This is a genomic window from Methylocystis sp. IM3 (assembly GCF_038070105.1).
Classification (GTDB): Bacteria; Pseudomonadota; Alphaproteobacteria; order Rhizobiales; family Beijerinckiaceae; genus Methylocystis.
Genome location: NZ_JBBPBZ010000002.1, coordinates 2,454,470 through 2,471,211, shown reverse-complemented (window position 1 = coordinate 2,471,211; position 16,742 = coordinate 2,454,470). Strand labels below are relative to the sequence as shown.

At 65.4% G+C, this 16,742-nt stretch carries 17 protein-coding genes; 11 read left to right on the top strand and 6 right to left on the bottom strand.

What is annotated here, in order from left to right; all coding sequences use genetic code 11:
* The first annotated feature begins 38 nt into the window (after nt 1–38).
* Nucleotides 39–359, top strand: coding sequence for a DMT family transporter (locus WOC76_RS14055; RefSeq protein WP_341106044.1), 321 nt, complete (start codon nt 39–41; stop codon nt 357–359).
* Here WOC76_RS14055 and WOC76_RS14050 read toward each other — a convergent pair.
* Nucleotides 356–1,468 (bottom strand): amidinotransferase, encoded by a 1,113-nt coding sequence (locus WOC76_RS14050; protein ID WP_341106046.1) that lies wholly within the window; start codon nt 1,466–1,468, stop codon nt 356–358. The genes WOC76_RS14055 and WOC76_RS14050 overlap by 4 nt on opposite strands.
* A gap of 256 nt (nt 1,469–1,724) precedes the next feature.
* Here WOC76_RS14050 and rpmI point away from each other — a divergent pair, with 256 nt between their 5' ends.
* From rpmI to WOC76_RS14020, 6 genes are all read left to right on the top strand, one after another.
* On the top strand, nt 1,725–1,925 hold the full coding sequence (rpmI, locus tag WOC76_RS14045; protein WP_341106048.1) for a 50S ribosomal protein L35: 201 nt from the start codon (nt 1,725–1,727) through the stop codon (nt 1,923–1,925).
* 39 nt (nt 1,926–1,964) lie between these two features.
* On the top strand, nt 1,965–2,330 hold the full coding sequence (gene rplT / locus WOC76_RS14040; RefSeq protein ID WP_341106050.1) for a 50S ribosomal protein L20: 366 nt from the start codon (nt 1,965–1,967) through the stop codon (nt 2,328–2,330).
* Nucleotides 2,331–2,469: 139 nt separating this feature from the next.
* On the top strand, nt 2,470–2,613 hold the full coding sequence (locus WOC76_RS14035; RefSeq protein WP_341106052.1) for a hypothetical protein: 144 nt from the start codon (nt 2,470–2,472) through the stop codon (nt 2,611–2,613).
* A gap of 193 nt (nt 2,614–2,806) precedes the next feature.
* Nucleotides 2,807–4,243, top strand: coding sequence for a dihydrolipoyl dehydrogenase (lpdA, locus tag WOC76_RS14030; protein ID WP_341431459.1), 1,437 nt, complete (start codon nt 2,807–2,809; stop codon nt 4,241–4,243).
* Nucleotides 4,244–4,536: 293 nt separating this feature from the next.
* Nucleotides 4,537–5,835 (top strand): cation:proton antiporter, encoded by a 1,299-nt coding sequence (locus tag WOC76_RS14025; RefSeq protein ID WP_341388732.1) that lies wholly within the window; start codon nt 4,537–4,539, stop codon nt 5,833–5,835.
* A 128-nt stretch (nt 5,836–5,963) separates the two neighbouring features.
* Entirely contained in the window at nt 5,964–6,509 is a 546-nt protein-coding gene (locus WOC76_RS14020; RefSeq protein WP_341106057.1) for a peroxiredoxin, read from the top strand.
* 66 nt (nt 6,510–6,575) lie between these two features.
* Here the strand turns inward: WOC76_RS14020 and aspS are convergent, their stop codons facing one another.
* Both aspS and WOC76_RS14010 read right to left on the bottom strand, forming a co-directional pair.
* On the bottom strand, nt 6,576–8,357 hold the full coding sequence (gene aspS, locus WOC76_RS14015; RefSeq protein ID WP_341388730.1) for an aspartate--tRNA ligase: 1,782 nt from the start codon (nt 8,355–8,357) through the stop codon (nt 6,576–6,578).
* Between the two features lie 126 nt (nt 8,358–8,483).
* The gene (locus WOC76_RS14010; RefSeq protein ID WP_445730620.1) at nt 8,484–8,669 is read right to left on the bottom strand and encodes a DUF1192 family protein; all 186 of its coding nucleotides are present in this window, start codon (nt 8,667–8,669) and stop codon (nt 8,484–8,486) included.
* A 209-nt stretch (nt 8,670–8,878) separates the two neighbouring features.
* On the opposite strand from WOC76_RS14010, the gene ppdK reads away from it, so the two are divergent.
* The gene (ppdK, locus tag WOC76_RS14005; RefSeq protein WP_341106059.1) at nt 8,879–11,557 is read left to right on the top strand and encodes a pyruvate, phosphate dikinase; all 2,679 of its coding nucleotides are present in this window, start codon (nt 8,879–8,881) and stop codon (nt 11,555–11,557) included.
* Between the two features lie 9 nt (nt 11,558–11,566).
* Here the strand turns inward: ppdK and WOC76_RS14000 are convergent, their stop codons facing one another.
* Nucleotides 11,567–12,241 (bottom strand): Crp/Fnr family transcriptional regulator, encoded by a 675-nt coding sequence (locus WOC76_RS14000; RefSeq protein ID WP_341106061.1) that lies wholly within the window; start codon nt 12,239–12,241, stop codon nt 11,567–11,569.
* A 111-nt stretch (nt 12,242–12,352) separates the two neighbouring features.
* Between WOC76_RS14000 and WOC76_RS13995 the strand changes: the two genes are divergently transcribed.
* From WOC76_RS13995 to WOC76_RS13985, 3 genes are all read left to right on the top strand, one after another.
* Nucleotides 12,353–12,769 (top strand): secondary thiamine-phosphate synthase enzyme YjbQ, encoded by a 417-nt coding sequence (locus WOC76_RS13995; protein WP_341106062.1) that lies wholly within the window; start codon nt 12,353–12,355, stop codon nt 12,767–12,769.
* A 167-nt stretch (nt 12,770–12,936) separates the two neighbouring features.
* Nucleotides 12,937–14,289, top strand: coding sequence for a cell wall hydrolase (locus tag WOC76_RS13990; protein WP_445730621.1), 1,353 nt, complete (start codon nt 12,937–12,939; stop codon nt 14,287–14,289).
* Between the two features lie 37 nt (nt 14,290–14,326).
* The gene (locus tag WOC76_RS13985) at nt 14,327–14,836 is read left to right on the top strand and encodes a phospholipase D-like domain-containing protein (protein WP_341106064.1); all 510 of its coding nucleotides are present in this window, start codon (nt 14,327–14,329) and stop codon (nt 14,834–14,836) included.
* A 10-nt stretch (nt 14,837–14,846) separates the two neighbouring features.
* Here WOC76_RS13985 and WOC76_RS13980 read toward each other — a convergent pair whose 3' ends face one another.
* Both WOC76_RS13980 and WOC76_RS13975 read right to left on the bottom strand, forming a co-directional pair.
* A complete protein-coding gene (locus WOC76_RS13980; protein ID WP_341106065.1) occupies nt 14,847–15,551 on the bottom strand; it encodes an aminotransferase class IV in 705 nt (234 codons plus the stop codon).
* Nucleotides 15,500–16,684 carry an aminodeoxychorismate synthase component I gene (locus tag WOC76_RS13975; RefSeq protein WP_341106066.1) on the bottom strand — a complete coding sequence of 395 codons (1,185 nt, stop codon included), beginning with the start codon at nt 16,682–16,684 and terminating at the stop codon, nt 15,500–15,502. The genes WOC76_RS13980 and WOC76_RS13975 overlap by 52 nt, the downstream gene beginning before the upstream one ends.
* Between the last annotated feature and the right edge of the window lie 58 nt (nt 16,685–16,742).

Sequence of the window (16,742 nt, the reverse complement as noted above, 5' to 3'; positions counted from 1 at the left end):
GAACAAGGCCTTAGAGCGACATCATCGGGATTTTCAAAATGGCCTGGGTCATTCTTCTCATTGGCAGCCTGTGCGAGGTCGGCTGGCTCGTCGGCATGAAATATGCCGAAGGCTTCACGCGGGTATGGCCGACCGTCATCATGCTGTTCTTCATGATCGCCAGCGTGGGCTGTCTGGGCGTCGCGGTGAAATATATTCCCGCCGGCACGGCCTATGCCGTCTGGACCGGCGGCAGCGTCGCCGCCGTGACCGTCGTGGGCGTCTATCTTTTCAACGAGCCGGCCACGCCGATGCGTCTGGCGTCGATCGCCTTGATCATCATCGGTATGGTCGGCCTCCGCTTGAGCGGCGTGAACTAGAAATAGCTTTCGAGAGTTCCCCGGCGGCGAACGTCGAGCGTCGCGCAATGGAAGGCGCCGCCGAAGGCGGCGTAATGCAGGAAGGGCACGGGGATCGGCTCGAAGCCCCACTTCTCGACCTGCCGCATCATGTTGGCGTGATGCGGATCGACGATCATGCGCTTCTCGTCGATCATCAGAATGTTCATGCTCAGCCATTTGCCGCACATGGACGTGATCTTGAGGATGCGATCCTCGATGGGGTCGGGCTCGGGCGCGACGAGAATGTCCCATTTCTTGAGAATGTCGGGAAGCTCGTCGGGATTGATGTATTCGGGGTTGATCAGGATCTTGCCGGGTCCGAGCGGCAGGATGGTCGTATCGATATGCATTGGGTTGGGGCAACGGCTCTTGATCTCATGGATGCGATAGCCTTCGCCCAGATGGCGCCGAAGCCAGTCGATCCCCATGGCGTTCGTCACGTTGGAGCGCGTGACGAAAATGTCCCGCCCGCAGCGAAAGAAGTCGGCGGCGTCGAAGACCGGCTCGAATTCCGTAAGGATGTAACGGATGGGCTCGCCTTTTTCTGGCAATTTGAAATTGGGGTCGAAAAGCTCGTCCGTGAGCTGCGGCTTGGGAGCCGAGGTCCAGCGCGCGCCGCGGCGGAAATAGTCCTTGAGAACCGGTCGATAGGAATGGGTTTCGAAATAGCGGCAGGGCCAGGCCATGGGCGTTTCGAGAATCTCCTGGCCGATCACGAGCATCGAATCGCGCGGGCAGGAATTGCAAAAGCCCCGCGACGACCAATCGGGCGTGGAAAACTTGGCCTTGTGATTGAAGGGCTCGGGCCGGGTGACCGTCACGCCCAGCGATTCGAGAACCTCGATGAAATTGTCGAGCTCCTCTTGCGCCGGCTCGATCATGAATTTCGGGAAGCGGAATCCGGCCGCCAGCGCCTGCGCGCGCGCCGCCATGCCGGGGATATTGCAGGTCACGACGGGATGATCGGAGGGGATCGTGGAGCCTTCGAGCCGGCCGACGATGATCTCCTCGAGCGGGTCCCATTCATTGTGGGAGTTGACCGGACATTCGTCCGTGACGGAATCATGCAATGGCGCGTGAACATTCATGCAAAAGCCCTCGGTCGTGCCCCTTTTTGCCCAGCTCAAGGCTGCCGGACAGCGTTGAATATGGCTCGTGAACGGCGTATGTCCACCGCCTCTTGCAATTCCTTCGGCTTTCACTCTATATGCGGCACTCCTGAACCGCCCGGCAAGTAGATGGGCTGCCGTGGCGGTTCTTTTCGCTCGCGCGAAACGCGCCAACAAGGTCCAGGACGGGCTCGGCGCGCCAGAAACAACGGGGCCAGTGGCCCAGGAGAGCAAAATGCCCAAGCTGAAGACGAAATCCGGCGCCAAGAAGCGCTTCAAGATCACCGGGACGGGTAAGGTGGTCTATGCCCATCAGGGCAAGCGCCATGGCATGATCAAGCGCACCAACAAGCAGATCAGGAATCTGCGCGGGACGAATGTTCTGTTCAAGACGGATGGCGACAACGTCAAGAAATACTTCCTGCCGAACGGCTGACCGTCCCTTTAACGCAGAATTCTTCCCAGGAGTTTCGTCATGGCTCGCGTGAAACGGGGCGTCACGTCCCACGCCAAGCACAAGAAAACGCTGAAGGCCGCCAAGGGCTTCTATGGCCGCCGCAAGAATACGATTCGCACCGCCAAGGCTGCGGTCGATCGGTCGATGCAATACGCCACGCGCGACCGCAAGGCCAAGAAGCGCACCTTCCGCGCATTGTGGATTCAGCGCCTGAACGCCGCCGTGCGCGAACATGGCCTGACCTATTCGCGCTTCATCGACGGCCTCGCCAAGGCGGGGGTCGGCGTCGACCGCAAGGTTTTGTCCCAGCTCGCCATCGAGCAGCCCGAGGCCTTCGCGGCGATCGTGGCTCAGGCGAAGGCGGCTTTGCCGGCTGCTGCGTAACCGTCTGAAAAGACTGGTTTTTGAAAGGCGTCCACCGGTCTCCGGCGGGCGCTTTTTTGATTTATTCCAATTTTTCGCGGATCAAAAGAAGCGGCTCGATTGTTGCACCTGTCAGAGGAGGTAGACAGGAGTAACGCTCATGAAAGGCAAACAGAAGAGCGGCATTGTCGCCGCTGCGCTCGGCAAGGTGCTCGACGCCGTGCGCGCTCTCCCCGGACCCGCCCCGGTTTTGAGGCCGGTTCCGATTCCGGTGCGGCGGCCGACCGCTCCACGCCGGTATTAGGATATGTGCATTTCTTCGCAGCCCTCGCGCCTGCGCCGGACATAACTGTCTTCACACGCATTGCGGAGACCAACCGACGCAGGCGCCTCCGCGCCTTTTCTCCTCCCCAGCGGGCCTGCCGCGCCGTCTCGACGCGAGGACCGCGCGCGGCTAACACTGTCGAACATGGCGGCGCAGGAGGAGGCGGGCATCGATGAGCCAATATGACGTGATGGTCATCGGCGGCGGACCCGGCGGATATGTGGCCGCGATTCGGGCCGCGCAGCTCGGCCTGAAAACCGCGGTGGCCGAGCGCGAACATCTTGGCGGCATCTGCCTCAACTGGGGCTGCATCCCGACAAAGGCGCTCCTGCGGTCCGCGGAAATTTACAGGCTCGCAAATGAAGCCGCACAGTTCGGCGTGACGGGCGCGAGAGCGGGGTACGATGCGTCGCGCATTGTAGCGCGCTCGCGCGAGGCGGCGGCTCGTCTCAACGCCGGGGTCGGCTTTCTGCTGAAAAAGAACAAGGTCGATGTGATCTGGGGCGAGGCGCGGCTCTCCGGCAAAGGCGAGGTCAAAATCGGCGCGCCGACCAAGCCTCCCGTGACGCCGCAGCTTCCCGCCCCGAAGACCATCCTGGGGGAGGGCGACTATCGGGCCAGTCACATCATTATCGCGACCGGCGCGCGGCCGCGCGTTCTGCCAGGCCTCGAGCCCGACGGGCGGTTGGTCTGGACCTATTTCGAGGCGCTGAAGCCGGAGCGCTTCCCCAAGTCCCTGCTCGTCGTCGGCGCCGGCGCGATCGGCGTCGAATTTGCATCATTTTTCCGCACATTCGGCGTCGAGGTCACCCTCGTCGAGGCGCTGCCGCACATCCTGCCCGCCGAGGACGCCGAGATAGCCGCCTTTGCGCGTAAGAGCTTCGAGAAGCAAGGCATTGTCATCCGCACGGCGACAACGGTCGCGGGGCTGGAAAAAAAGGCGGACAGCGTCGTTGCGAGGCTGAAAGGCGCGGACGGCGCCGCCGATACGCTCGAGGTCGAGCGTGTGCTGTCGGCGGCGGGCGTCGTGGCCAATGTGGAAAATCTGGGCCTCGAGGCGCTCGGCGTCGCGCTGGAGAAGGGCGTCATCAAGACGGACGGGCTCGGCCGGACGAGTGCGCCGGGCATTTACGCCATTGGCGATGTCGCTGGCGGACCGATGCTCGCCCACAAGGCGGAGCATGAGGGCGTCTCCTGCGTCGAGGCGATCGCCGGCCTGCCAGCGCATCCGCTCGACAAGACGCTTGTCCCCGGCTGCACCTATTGCCATCCGCAGGTGGCGTCGGTGGGGCTGACGGAGGAGCGGGCGAAGGCGGAAGGCTTCGAGATCAGGGTGGGGCGTTTTCCCTATCTCGCCAATGGCAAGGCAATTGCCCTCGGCGAGCCGGAGGGGCTGGTCAAGACGATCTTCGACAGGAAGACGGGGCGCCTGCTTGGCGCGCATCTCGTCGGCGCCGAGGCGACGGAGCTCGTTCAGGGTTTCGTGATCGCCATGAATCTGGAGACGACGGAGGAGGAGCTGATGAAAACCATCTTCCCCCACCCGACGCTCTCCGAGACGATGCACGAGAGCGTGCTCGACGCCTATGGCCGGGCGGTTCATGTCTGACTGCTGCGCCTTCTGATCCTGTTGAGCAGACACGGCAGGACATCCACTCAGGCACGCGGCGCGCCGGAGATGAAGCGCATGCTGTCCGCGCGCCGCGCGGCGCCGGCGGGCGAAGTCGCCTGACCGGGCCGCCGCAGGGCGGGCAGGGCGCCGGCGCGTGTCTCTCCGGCGCTTTCGTACAAGTGGCCAAAAACGGTTATGTTTTCTAATCGAACCGCTTTTCGGCGATTCGCGCCGCGCCGACGCTTTTTCGCCGTCGGCGCCCGTGAAAGCCGCATGAATGGGTGAGCGCCGTGACGACCGAATTTCAGGGAATATTCCTCATCCTGGGCATTGCGGTTCTGGCGCCCCTCGCCAGCCGTCTTCCGCTTTTCGCAACCGTTCCGGTCGTCGCGATCGAATTGATGCTCGGCGTTCTCGCCGGCCCGAGCGTCACGGGCCTCGTCGTCAACGACGCCGCGATCGAGTTTCTCGGCAGGTTCGGCCTAGTCTTCCTCTTTTTTCAGGCCGGCTTCGAATTCAAGATGAAGGAGCTGGGGCCGGGGCCGTTGCGGATCGGTCTCCTCGCCTGGCTCGTCTCCATGCTCGTCTCCGCGCTGTTCGTGGCCGCGCTCTATCTTGTGGGGCTCGTGCGCGCGCCGGCGCTCGTCGCCATCATTCTGCCGACGACGGCCTTCGGCATTCTTCTGCCCATTCTGCGGCAGGCGGGCGAGCTGACCACGGATTTCGGCCGCTATGTCATGGGCGCCGCGGCGATCGGCGAGCTCGGCCCGCTTCTCCTCGCCTCCATCGCGCTGGCGCAGGAGAAGCACCACTTCCACCAGACGCTTTTGAGTCTGCTCTTTCTGCTCATCGCCGTCGTGAGCGTCTTTCTGCTGGCGACGCTGCGCTCTGACCGTCTCTCGGCGATCATCCTGCGATGGCTCGGCGACAGCGAGCTTCTCCCCGTGCGCGTCTCGCTGCTCGTCCTTCTGGGCTTCGTGTCGCTTGCCGGCGTCATGGGCATGGAAGCGGTTGTCGGCGCCTATGCGGCCGGAATGGCCGTGGCCACGCTCGTCGACGGCACCAGAGCGCAGGCGCTCGAAGGCCGGCTGAAGACGATCGGGGCGGGTTTTTTCGTTCCGGTTTTTTTCATCGCCAGCGGGATCGAATTCGACCTTTCCGCACTGTTCGCCAGCCCGGCCAGCATCGCCCGCCTGGTCCTGTTCTCCTTCGCCTTTGCTTTCGTTCGCATGGCGCCGCTCGCGCTGTATCGCCGCGTGCTCGGGCCGAGGGACATGCCGGCGCTTGCGCTGCTTTCTGCAACGACCTTGCCCCTCGTCGTCGCAATCAGCTATCTCGGCGCGCGCTCGGGGCAAATATCGGGTGAAAACGCCTCCGCGCTTATCGGCGCAGCCGTCGTCACGGTGACGGTTTTCCCCACTCTCGCCCTGTCGTTTCGCAGTGCGAGCAAGGCGTCGAGGCCCGCAGGCCCAATCGAGGCCGCCGCCACTCGGCTCGCGGGCTGGATGTCCGCCGAGGGCGAGAAGCTCTTCGAGCTCGTGGCGCAGAACTGGGCGCGCTTCAACGAGCGCCGCCCGTGGAGCGGCTGAACAGCTCCACTCCGGGGAGACGAAGAAACGCCCTCGATCCCCTTCGGCGCGCGGGAGAGCGGAACGGTGACTTGAACGCCGCCGTGAATCCTCTACCTCCACTTTGAGAAATGAAAAAGGGTTCTTCCATGCGCCTCGGCATCGCTGCGTCAATCGCTTTCCTGATCTCCGCCACAGCCGCGTTCGCCGCGCTGAAACCGGGCGATCCCGCGCCGGACTTCGCGGTGCTGGCGGCGCAGGGCGGGAAGGAGTTCACTTTCTCGTTGAAGGAGGCGCTGAAGAACGGTCCGGTGGTCGTCTATTTCTATCCGAAGTCCTTCACCAGCGTCTGCACCGAGGAGGCGCATGAGTTCGCCGAAGCGATGGATCAGTTCGCAGCGATGAAGGCGTCCGTCATCGGCATATCGGGCGACGGGATCGAGACGCAGCGCGAGTTCTCGACCAAGGAATGCCGCGACAAGTTTCCTGTGGGCGCGGACCCGCAGTTCAACGTCATCAAGGCCTATGACGCTTCGTTCAGCCTGCCTGTCGCGGGGCCGGTCTTCGCCAATCGCATTTCCTATGTGATTTCGCCCGAGGGGAAAATCCTGTCAGCCGTTTCCGACTCGGGCGCGACGAAGCATATCGAGAATGCGCTGGAGACGGTGAAAAAGTGGACGGGCGCTCAAAAATAGGCCGGGAGTCGCTTTTCGCCCTCGTGGCCGGGACAAGCCGGGCCACGAGGGCTGAGTGAGGGTTTTTTACGCGCTCTTCTCCGGCAGGTTCAGCCGGATATGCAGCTCGCGCAGCTGCTTCATCGTCGCTTCCGAGGGTGCGCCCATCAGCAGGTCCTCGGCACGCTGGTTCATCGGGAAGAGCGTGACCTCGCGAAGATTCTCTTCCTCCGCCAGCAGCATCACGATGCGGTCGACGCCCGGCGCGATGCCCCCATGCGGCGGCGCGCCATATTGGAAGGCGCGATACATGCCGCCGAATTTTTCGATCAGCACCTCTTCGCCATAGCCGGCGATTTCGAAGGCCTTCTTCATGATTTCGGGGCGATGGTTGCGGATCGCGCCCGAAGAGAGCTCCACGCCGTTGCAGACGATGTCATATTGATAGGCGAGGATGTCGAGCGGGTCTTTCGTCTCGAGCGCCTCCATGCCGCCCTGCGGCATCGAGAACGGATTGTGCGAGAAGTCGATCTTCTTGTCCTCCTCGTTCCACTCGTACATCGGGAAATCGACGATCCAGCAGAATTCGAAGACGTTGGTCCTGGAGAGGCCGAGTTCATTGCCGACGCGAATCCGCGCCATGCCCGCGAGCTTGGCGGCGGCCAGCTCCTCCCCGGCCGAGAAGAAGACGGCGTCGCCGGCCTTCACGCCCGCCTTGGCGGCGATGGTCGCCTGCACGTCGGCGGGGATGAATTTGGCGATCGGCCCCTTGCCGACGAGCGCGCCATTCTCCTCCTCGAAGATGATGTAGCCCAATCCCGGCGCGCCTTCGGAGCGCGCCCAGTCGTTGAGCTTGTCGAAGAAGCTTCTCGGCTGGCTCGCGGCGCCCGGCGCCGGAATCGCGCGCACGGTCTTGCCGCGGAACGCCTTGAACGAGACGCTCTCGCTCTCGAACTCCGCCGAGAGATCGACGATGACGAGCGGGTTGCGCAAATCCGGCTTGTCCGAGCCATATTTCAGCATGGCCTCGCGATAGGGGATGCGCGGGAACTTCTGCGTCACCGGCTTGCCGTTCGAGAATTCCTCGAATACGCCGCGCAGCACCGGCTCCATCGCCTCGAATACGTCTTCCTGCGTGACGAAGCTCATCTCCACGTCGAGCTGGTAGAACTCGCCGGGCGAACGGTCGGCGCGGGCGTCCTCGTCGCGGAAGCAGGGCGCGATCTGGAAATAGCGGTCGAAGCCCGCGACCATGAGCAATTGCTTGAACTGCTGGGGCGCCTGCGGCAACGCGTAGAACTTGCCGGGATGCAGACGCGAGGGCACCAGAAAGTCGCGCGCGCCTTCAGGGCTGGAGGCGGTGAGGATCGGCGTCTGAAATTCGAAGAAGCCGCCCTGCTTCATGCGCGTGCGAATCGAGTCGATGATCCGCCCGCGCAGCATGATGTTCTCGTGCAGCTTCTCGCGGCGGAGATCGAGGAAGCGATATTTGAGGCGCGTGTCCTCGGGATAGTTCTGATCGCCGAAGACGGGCAGGGGCAATTCGCCCGCAGGCCCGAGCACCTCGATCTCGGCCACGTAAATCTCGACCTGGCCCGTGGGCATGTCGGGATTCTCCGTGCCGGCCGGGCGGCGGCGTACCTCGCCGTCGAGGCGGACGACCCATTCGGAGCGCAGCTTCTCGGCCTGGGCGAAGGCCGGCGAATCGGGGTCCACGACGCATTGGGTCAGGCCGTAATGGTCGCGCAGGTCGATGAACAGCACGCCGCCATGGTCACGGATGCGGTGGCACCAGCCGGAGAGGCGGATTTTCTGACCCGCGAGCGCCTCATTGGGCTCTCCGCAGTTATGCGAACGGTAGCGATGCATGGGCCGCTTTCGGTTTGGAAAAATCGAGGAATTGCCGGGAGGGCCGGCGGCTGGGCGCCAAGAAGCGCAATGGCCTCGCCGCTGTCAAGCCGAGCGGGCGGGCGGGGGGAGCGCAGGCGGGGCCGCTCACTTCCTGAAAAACGCCTCTGCGGCGGCGGTCGCGGCGCGTTTGGCCTGCGCGGCTTCTTCCAGCCGGGCGACTTCCGCTTTCAGCGCGGCTATCCGCTCGTCGAGCTCGCCGAGCGAGAGAAGGTCGAGCGGCTGGCCCATCTCATGGGCAGGGCGGGGGCGGGGCGCTTCGTCTTCCATCATCATCCGCCTTCAGATGGTCGGTCGGGGCGTCCAGTCTAGCTTGGCTTGGCGGAATTGCGAGCGGATCGGGGCGCGGGCGGGCAGGCAGACGCCTGAAAAAAGAGCCCTCGCCGCCACAATTCATCCGCCTATCTGCTATTGTGCGCCCGCGAACCCGAACCGGGTTCGGCCGGAGAGGGCTCACCCGGCGTGGCGGGAAGACAAAAGCAATGACGAAATGGGTTTATCGTTTCAGCGCCGGCCAGTCCGAAGGGTCGGCCGCCATGCGGGATCTTCTCGGCGGCAAGGGCGCCAATCTTGCTGAGATGGCCGCGCTGGGCCTTCCCGTGCCGCCGGGCTTCACCATCACCACCGAGGTTTGCGCCTATTTCTACGCCAACGGCCACGCCTTTCCGGCGGACCTCGAAGGCCAGGTCGAGGCCGCGATGGCGGAGGTCGGCCAGGTGGCGGGCCACGCTTTCGGCGACTCGAAATGGCCGCTTCTCGTCTCCGTCCGCTCCGGCGCCCGCGCCTCCATGCCCGGCATGATGGACACCGTGCTCAATCTCGGCCTCAACGACGAGACGGTCGAAGCGCTTGCGAGCTATTGCGGGGACGCCCGCTTCGCCTGGGACTGCTACCGCCGCTTCATCGAAATGTATTCGTCGGTGGTGCTCGGCGTGGAGCATCACATCTTCGAGGACGCGCTCGAGGAGATGAAGGACGCCAAGGGCTTCACGCTCGACACGCAGCTTTCCGCCGCCGACTGGCGCGAGGCGGTCGCGCGGTTCAAGGCCATCGTCGAGGCCAATGCCGGCGTGACCTTCCCGCAGGACCCACATGCGCAGCTCTGGGGCGCGATCCGCGCCGTCTTCGCCTCATGGATGAACCACCGCGCCATCGTCTACCGGCATCTGCACAATATCCCCGAGAGCTGGGGCACGGCGGTCAATGTGCAGGCGATGGTCTTCGGCAATATGGACGCCAATTCCGCGACCGGCGTCGCCTTCACCCGCAATCCCTCGACCGGCGTGAAGGAGCTTTACGGCGAATATCTCATCAACGCGCAGGGCGAGGACGTGGTCGCCGGCCTGCGCACGCCGCAGCCTTTGACCGAAGTCGCGAGCCGCGCCTCGCCCGGCGAGAAGATTTCGCTCGAAGCCGCCATGCCGAAGATTTTCGCGGAATTCACGAAGGTCGCCGACAGGCTCGAGCGCCATTACCGCGACATGCAGGACATGGAGTTCACGGTCGAACGCGGCAAATTGTGGATGCTCCAGACCCGCAACGGCAAGCGCACGGCCCGCGCGGCGCTGAAGCTTGCCGTCGACATGGCGAATGAGGGGCTCATCACGCGCGAGGAGGCGATCCTGCGCGTCGAGCCGACCTCGCTCGATCAACTGCTGCACCCGACCATCGACCCGGCGGCGCGGCGCGACATTCTGGCCACGGGCCTGCCGGCGTCGCCCGGCGCGGCCTTCGGCGAGATCGTCTTCAGTCCGGAAGAGGCGGAGACGCTCGCGGCGTCGGGGCGCAAGGTCATTCTCGTGCGCACCGAGACGAGCCCCGAGGACATTCACGGCATGCACGCCGCGGAAGGCATCCTCACGGCGCGCGGCGGCATGACCTCTCATGCGGCAGTCGTCGCGCGCGGCATGGGCAAGCCCTGCGTCACCGGCGCCGGCGCGCTGCGCATCGACTACGAGGACCAGAGCTTCACCGTCGCCGGCAAGCGTTTCGTGAAGGGCGACAAGCTGACGATCGACGGCTCGGCGGGCCATGTGATCGCCGGCGAAGTGAAGATGCAGCGCCCCGAGCTCACGGGCGAGTTCGCCGTGCTGATGGGGTGGGCGGACGAGATCAGGCGGCTCAAGGTGCGCGCCAACGCCGAGACGCCCTCCGACGCGCGCGCCGCGCGCCGCTTCGGCGCCGAGGGCATCGGGCTCGCGCGCACGGAGCATATGTTCTTCGAGGGCGAGCGCATCGTCGCCGTGCGCGAGATGATTCTCGCCGACGACGCCGAAGGGCGCCGGACGGCGCTCGCCAAGCTGCTGCCCATCCAGCGCGAGGATTTCAAGCACCTCTTCGAGATCATGGCGGGCCTGCCGGTGACGATCCGCCTGCTCGATCCGCCGCTGCACGAATTCCTGCCCCATACCGATACGGAGCTCGCCACGGTCGCCCGCGCCATGGGCGCCGATCCGGTGAAGCTTCGCCGCCGCGCGCTGCAACTCTCCGAATTCAACCCCATGCTCGGTTTTCGCGGCGTGCGCCTCGCGGTGGTCTTTCCCGAAATCGTCGACATGCAGGCGCGCGCCATCTTCGAGGCGGCGATCGAGGCCAGCATTGCGACGGGCGAACCCGCCCGCATCGAGATCATGGCCCCGCTCGTCTTCACGCGCGCCGAACTCGATCTCGTGAAGGCGCGCGTCGAGGCGATGGCGTCGCTCGTCGAGAAGGAGACAGGCATTCGGCCGGGCTATGAGATCGGCACGATGATCGAATTGCCGCGCGCCGCGCTCCGCGCCGGCGAGATTGCGCCGTCGGCCGATTTCTTCTCTTTCGGCACCAACGACTTGACCCAGACGACGCTCGGCATCTCGCGCGACGACTCGGCCTCCTTCCTCAACGCCTATGTCGAAAAGGGGCTCTTGCCGCACGATCCTTTCGTCTCGATCGATCAGGAGGGCGTGGGCGAACTCGTCGCGCTCGGCTGCCAGCGCGCCCGCGCCGCGCGCCCGGACATTGCGCTCGGGGTCTGCGGCGAACATGGCGGCGATCCGGCGTCGGTGGCTTTCTTCGAAAAAATCGGAATCGACTACGTCTCCTGTTCGCCTTTCCGCGTTCCGATTGCGCGCCTCGCGGCGGCGCAGGCGGCGCTGGGGCGCAAGGCCGAGGGAACGGCCTGAGCCGCCCCCTTACGCGCTCTCCAGCTCTTCTCCAAGATGATTGGATTCGAAGCGCCGAACCATCAGGCGGACGAGGTAGAGGCCGAATTCCGGGTTCTGGAAATAGAGCTGCTCGAACTGCTCATAGGTGATGGCGAGGAGCGTGGCGTCGGTGAGGCACTTCGCCGAGGCCGTGCGTTTGCCGGTCCTGGTGAACAGCGCCATCTCGCCAAAGATCGCACCCGGCTCGAGGATGACGCCGCGCTCCGAGATTTCGATCTTTCCCTCGACCACGAGAAAGGCCTGCGTGGCAAGCGCCCCTTTCTCGAAGACGTAATCGGTCGCGCGGAAGCTTTCTGGATGCATGAAGGGCTTCAGCCATTCGAGATTGAGGTCGGTGGCGCTCGCCTGGCGCACGCTGGCGATGAGCCGGCGCATTTCCCGCAGGCGCGTGAAATTGAGGGGGAAATTGATCGCGTGCTTGGTGATCGTCGGCAGGTTGCCGGTCGCCAGGCCGAGGGTCACGCCGAGCACATTGGCGATCATCGCCGCGGCGCGCAGCGGGATCATGCGCTTGAAATAGGTGGAGCCGACAATGGCCGCGGCCTCAGACCAGGCCAGCATGGTCAGGGCAGTTACCCCCACATATTTGCCGGTTTCAGACGCGGCCCAGCTCGTTACGGCGTCGATCAGGCTCTCGGTCATTATCCCTCCGCATTCTCGAAAAAGTCCGGCTCTCCCTTAATACGGGAGCCGGCGTTTTTATAAGGCCTATCGGGGCTCGACATTCATGTGCGCCTGCGCACATCTGAACCCATGCGACAGGCGACCCGAATCATCAGGATCGAGACCAGCGGGCGCGGTTTCTACGAGGTCACCGCCACGCTCGCCGACTTCCTGCGCGGCGCCCGCATGGGCGAGGGTCTGCTCACGGCGTTCTGCCGGCATACCTCGGCTTCGCTGCTCATCCAGGAGAACGCCGATCCGAGCGTCCTGCGCGATCTCGAAGCCGTATTTTCGCGCCTTGCCCCGGAAGGCGCCGCCTATTCGCATGACACGGAAGGCCCGGACGACATGCCGGCGCACATCCGCGCCGCGCTGACGCAGACTCAGTTGTCCATTCCCGTCATCGGCGGCGCCCTGGCGCTCGGGACGTGGCAGGGCGTCTATATTGTCGAACATCGCCGCCGCCCGCATCGCCGCGAGATTGCGCTGCATCTCATCGGAGAGTGAGGCGAGGCGGCGAGGGGGCGGCGCCTCATTCTGACACGCAGGCTTGGCCTGAGCCGAAACGCTTCTGCAAGCATAACGGGTTGATAATCACGATCGGGAAAAGTGATTGCGTGTGCGTCGGCGGCCACGCCGCCGTCTTTCAGCGCAGTTGGATGTTGGGCCAGCTTATGCGTCGACAGTCGAAAGGGCGTCGGAGTGCGGACGTCAGGACCCCCTGGGCGCTCGGCGTCATGGCGCCCTGGGCGCTGGGCGTCGGGGTCCTCGTCTCCTTCACCGCAAGCGCCGGGCAGGACGCGGCCGGCGACTGGAATGTCGCGCCGCTCACCGCCCGCGCCCGCGCCGCCGCCAAACCGGCAACCTTTCAGCTCGCTTCCTTCGGCGAGGCGGCGTCGGGCGAATTGGGGCTTTCCGGCCAGAGCCGCGCGCTGGTGCAGAGCGCCCGGCTGATGGTCGGCGCGCCGGACGATCTGCGCGCCATTCCCGACGAGAGCGAACCGCACGTCGATTTGAAGCCGGATGTGAAGAATTTCCCCGAGGTCGACCGCACGCACAAGGGCGACCCCATCATCGCCATGCGGCCCGGCTTCGAGACGCGCGTCATCGATCCTGCCGCGCTGGGCCTCGCCGAGCCGGCGCGTCTGACCTTCCGTATCGAGGGGAAGCGCGCCGCGCGCACGAGCCTCGCGCTTGCGCCGCGCGGGCCCGTGCCCGGCGACGATGCGCTCTACGAGGCGGAAGCCGCGCGCGCCGAGGCGCTGACGACGACGCAGACGCAGAAATCCACCGCCGCCGCCTCGCCGGCGCAGACCGCCTCGACCGCCACCCCGCCGGCCCTCTCGAACGACGGCGCCGCATCGCCACCAGAGGGAGCCAAGCCGGTTGCGAAAGCCGCCGTCGAGGCGCCGCGCGACACAGGCTCCAAGGATATCGCCGAGCGCGTCCTGCATGGCGCGACGCCCGCCGTTGCGCGCGCCGTGGCGCTCGGCTCGTCAACGCCGGCCCAGCCTGACGCACTGCCGATCGAAGTCTCTTCCTTCCCGCGCGCGACGCTGGCGCTCGGGGCTCCCGGCAAGGCGCGTCCCGATTACGCGTCGCTCGTCGACCGCGACAACATGGACCGCGAAAGACGCTGCCTCGCGGAGGCGGTCTATTTCGAGTCGCGCAGCGAGCCGGAGGCGGGGCAGGCCGCGGTGGCGCAGGTCGTTCTGAACCGCGTGCAGAGCGGGCTTTATCCCGCGAGCATCTGCGGCGTCGTGTATCAGAACCGCAATCACTACAAGGCGTGCCAGTTCTCCTTCGCCTGCGAAGGAAAGTCGCTGCGCATCACCGAACAGGAGTCCTGGGCGACGGCGGTTCGCATCGCCAATGAGGTGATGGACGGCCGCACCTACATCACCGACGTCGGCCGCTCGACGCATTACCACGCCACTTACGTCAAACCGCGCTGGGCGCGGGCGCTGACGCGCATGGACATGATCGGGCGTCATATCTTTTACCGGCTCAAGCCCGGCCAGACGTAATGCCGGCGCCAGCTTGTCGTGCGACGAGATCAGCCGCATGAAACGGCTTCTCCTGATCGCCCTCTGTCTCGCGCTCTCGACGCCCGCGCTCGCGGGGCGCTGCCGCCTGGAGCGGCAGGCCTATGCGCCGGCCGAGGATCTCGAGGCGATCGATGTCGAGCTGATCGGCCAGGCGAAAAAGCGCATTGACTTCGCCGCCTATGTGCTGACGGACCTGCGCATCGTGAAGGCGCTGGACGACGCCGCCGCGCGCGGGGTTCGCATCCGCCTCTATCGCGACGGCGCGGACGTGCACATGCCGAAGGCGCTCGCGGAGGTCTATGACAGTCTGGCCGCGCGGCCGAATGTCGAGATCAGATACAAAAGCGAGCCCGCGCCGCTGATGCATCTGAAAGCCTATTCCGTCGACGGCAAATTCGTGCGCGACGGGGCGGGGAATTTTTCGCACTCGGGCCTGACGCGGCAGGACAATTCGCTCATCGTCCTGCGCTGCCGCGCGGCGGTAAAGCGATTCAAGCGCGCGTTCGAAGATATGTGGCGGCGGTAGCGCGCCGGTCTCACTCGATCAGCCGCGCGCGCACGAGCCCGCGCACCGAATTGCCGAGAAAGAAATCGCGCGGCAAGTCGGGGAGATGCAGAACAGCCTCCTTCGCCCGGCCGCTGGCGATGAGATTGGCGCGCAGGGTTCCGGGCAACAATCCACAGGAAAGCGGCGGCGTCAGCAGCAGACCGCTCTGCGGCGCGAAGAGATTGCAGCGCGCGCTCTCGCAAAGTTCGTCCCGCTCGTTGAGGAAGAGAACCTCGTCCGCGCCCCGGTCCTTCATGGCTTGGGCGAGTTCGTCCTCGTAAAGGGCGCGGCGCGTCGTCTTGTGACGGAGCAACGGATCATCGGAGGAAAAGCGGCGCTGCGCGACGACGACGCGCCAGACGGTTTCAGGCGGGATGGGCTCGACGGGCGTCGCGCTGGTTTCGATGGAGCCGCCGCGGGAGAGGACGAGCCGCACCCGCAGCCGTTCGGGCGGAGGCGCGTTCTGCTCCTTCTCCCGTGCAGAGCGGGGCTGGGGAGGCGGCGCGACAGCGGCGTCGAGCGCCGCCCGGACTTTCCCCTCGTCATAGGCGAAGCCGAGCGCGGCGCTCGATGCGGCGAGGCGCGCGAGATGTTCGGGCAGCAGATCGAAACCGCCCGCGCGCGTCCACAGCAGCGTCTCGATCAGCCCGAAGTCGTCGGCGCGCCGGTCAGGAACCGGGCCTTGATCAGACATTCCTCATACTCTTCGCGGGCGCGCGAGTCGGCGACGACCGCCGAGCCGACATTGCAGACGAGTTCATGGTCGGTGAAAATGGTGAGCGTGCGGATCGCGACATTGAAGCGGATGTCGCCGTTGGGCGCGATGACGCCGAGCGAGCCGCAATAGACGCCGCGCGGCGCGCATTCGAGGTCGCGGATGATCTCCATGGCGCGAATCTTGGGCGCGCCGGTGACGGAGCCGCAGGGGAAAAGACCCGTGAAAAGCTCGGCGAGCGAAATGTCGTCGCGCAGCCGCGCCTCGATCCCCGAGGTCATCTGATGCAGCGTCGGATAGGTCTCGATGGTGAAGAGGTCCGTGACCTTGACCGAGCCGACTTCCGAAAGACGCGAAAGATCGTTGCGCAGAAGATCGACGATCATGAGATTTTCGGCGCGCGACTTCTCGTCCTCGACGAGATATTGGGCGCGCGCCATGTCCTCGGTCGGCATGACGCCGCGCTGCGCGGTGCCCTTCATCGGCCGGGCGCGGATGGCGCGGCCCTGCGCCTCGAAGAAGACCTCGGGCGACAGAGAGACGACCGTCTCCTCGCCGAGCGCCACGACGCCCCCATAGGCGACAGGCTGGCGCTTGCGCAGGGCGCCGTAGAGCGCCAGCGGGTCGCCGTCGAAACGGCCATAGAGCGGGAAGGTGAGGTTGATCTGATAGACGTCGCCGGCGAAGATGAAATCCCGGCAGGCGCGGAAACGCTCGGCGTAGTCGCTCTCGCTCCAGGCCGGCGTCAGAGCCACGCGCGGGGCGGGGCCTTCGGCGGGCGGCAGCGTCCAGGGCCGGGGCGCGCGGAAGGCGCCGAAGAGCAGCAGCGGGGTGCGCGAGCGCGGCGTCGTCTGGGTCGAAAACTTCGGCTCGAGCGCATAGCCGAGTTCATAGCTGGCGTAACCCGCGAGATAGAGGCCCCTTTTCGCGGCGGCCTCCATGCGGGCGAAGGCGTCCTGGACCTCGGCGGCCTCGCGGGCGACGATGATCTCCTCGGGCGCGTCGAAGAGCTGCGCCCGGCCGCCGTCGCGTCCGTCCTCGAAGACGATGTAAGGCCGCGCCGGCGCGTCGGTCTGCGTCGGGGCGTCGGTGCGGGCGGCGGCGTCAGGCATCTGGGGCGAAGCTCGTTTCACTCTGAATGTTACAACGATCGCCCTCACCTATGAAAGG

Excerpts from the sequence above, each read along its gene's own strand:
- WOC76_RS13980 (WP_341106065.1), bottom strand. The coding sequence starts at position 15,551 with ATGTCTGATCAAGGCCCGGTTCCTGACCGGCGCGCCGACGACTTCGGG.
- WOC76_RS14010 (WP_445730620.1), bottom strand. The coding sequence starts at position 8,669 with ATGATGGAAGACGAAGCGCCCCGCCCCCGCCCTGCCCATGAGATGGGC.
- WOC76_RS14035 (WP_341106052.1), top strand. The coding sequence starts at position 2,470 with ATGAAAGGCAAACAGAAGAGCGGCATTGTCGCCGCTGCGCTCGGCAAG.
- aspS (WP_341388730.1), bottom strand. The coding sequence starts at position 8,357 with ATGCATCGCTACCGTTCGCATAACTGCGGAGAGCCCAATGAGGCGCTC.
- WOC76_RS14000 (WP_341106061.1), bottom strand. The coding sequence starts at position 12,241 with ATGACCGAGAGCCTGATCGACGCCGTAACGAGCTGGGCCGCGTCTGAA.
- WOC76_RS14055 (WP_341106044.1), top strand. The coding sequence starts at position 39 with ATGGCCTGGGTCATTCTTCTCATTGGCAGCCTGTGCGAGGTCGGCTGG.
- lpdA (WP_341431459.1), top strand. The coding sequence starts at position 2,807 with ATGAGCCAATATGACGTGATGGTCATCGGCGGCGGACCCGGCGGATAT.
- WOC76_RS13995 (WP_341106062.1), top strand. The coding sequence starts at position 12,353 with ATGCGACAGGCGACCCGAATCATCAGGATCGAGACCAGCGGGCGCGGT.
- rpmI (WP_341106048.1), top strand. The coding sequence starts at position 1,725 with ATGCCCAAGCTGAAGACGAAATCCGGCGCCAAGAAGCGCTTCAAGATC.
- WOC76_RS14050 (WP_341106046.1), bottom strand. The coding sequence starts at position 1,468 with ATGAATGTTCACGCGCCATTGCATGATTCCGTCACGGACGAATGTCCG.
- WOC76_RS13975 (WP_341106066.1), bottom strand. The coding sequence starts at position 16,684 with ATGCCTGACGCCGCCGCCCGCACCGACGCCCCGACGCAGACCGACGCG.
- WOC76_RS14020 (WP_341106057.1), top strand. The coding sequence starts at position 5,964 with ATGCGCCTCGGCATCGCTGCGTCAATCGCTTTCCTGATCTCCGCCACA.
- ppdK (WP_341106059.1), top strand. The coding sequence starts at position 8,879 with ATGACGAAATGGGTTTATCGTTTCAGCGCCGGCCAGTCCGAAGGGTCG.
- rplT (WP_341106050.1), top strand. The coding sequence starts at position 1,965 with ATGGCTCGCGTGAAACGGGGCGTCACGTCCCACGCCAAGCACAAGAAA.
- WOC76_RS13985 (WP_341106064.1), top strand. The coding sequence starts at position 14,327 with ATGAAACGGCTTCTCCTGATCGCCCTCTGTCTCGCGCTCTCGACGCCC.
- WOC76_RS13990 (WP_445730621.1), top strand. The coding sequence starts at position 12,937 with ATGCGTCGACAGTCGAAAGGGCGTCGGAGTGCGGACGTCAGGACCCCC.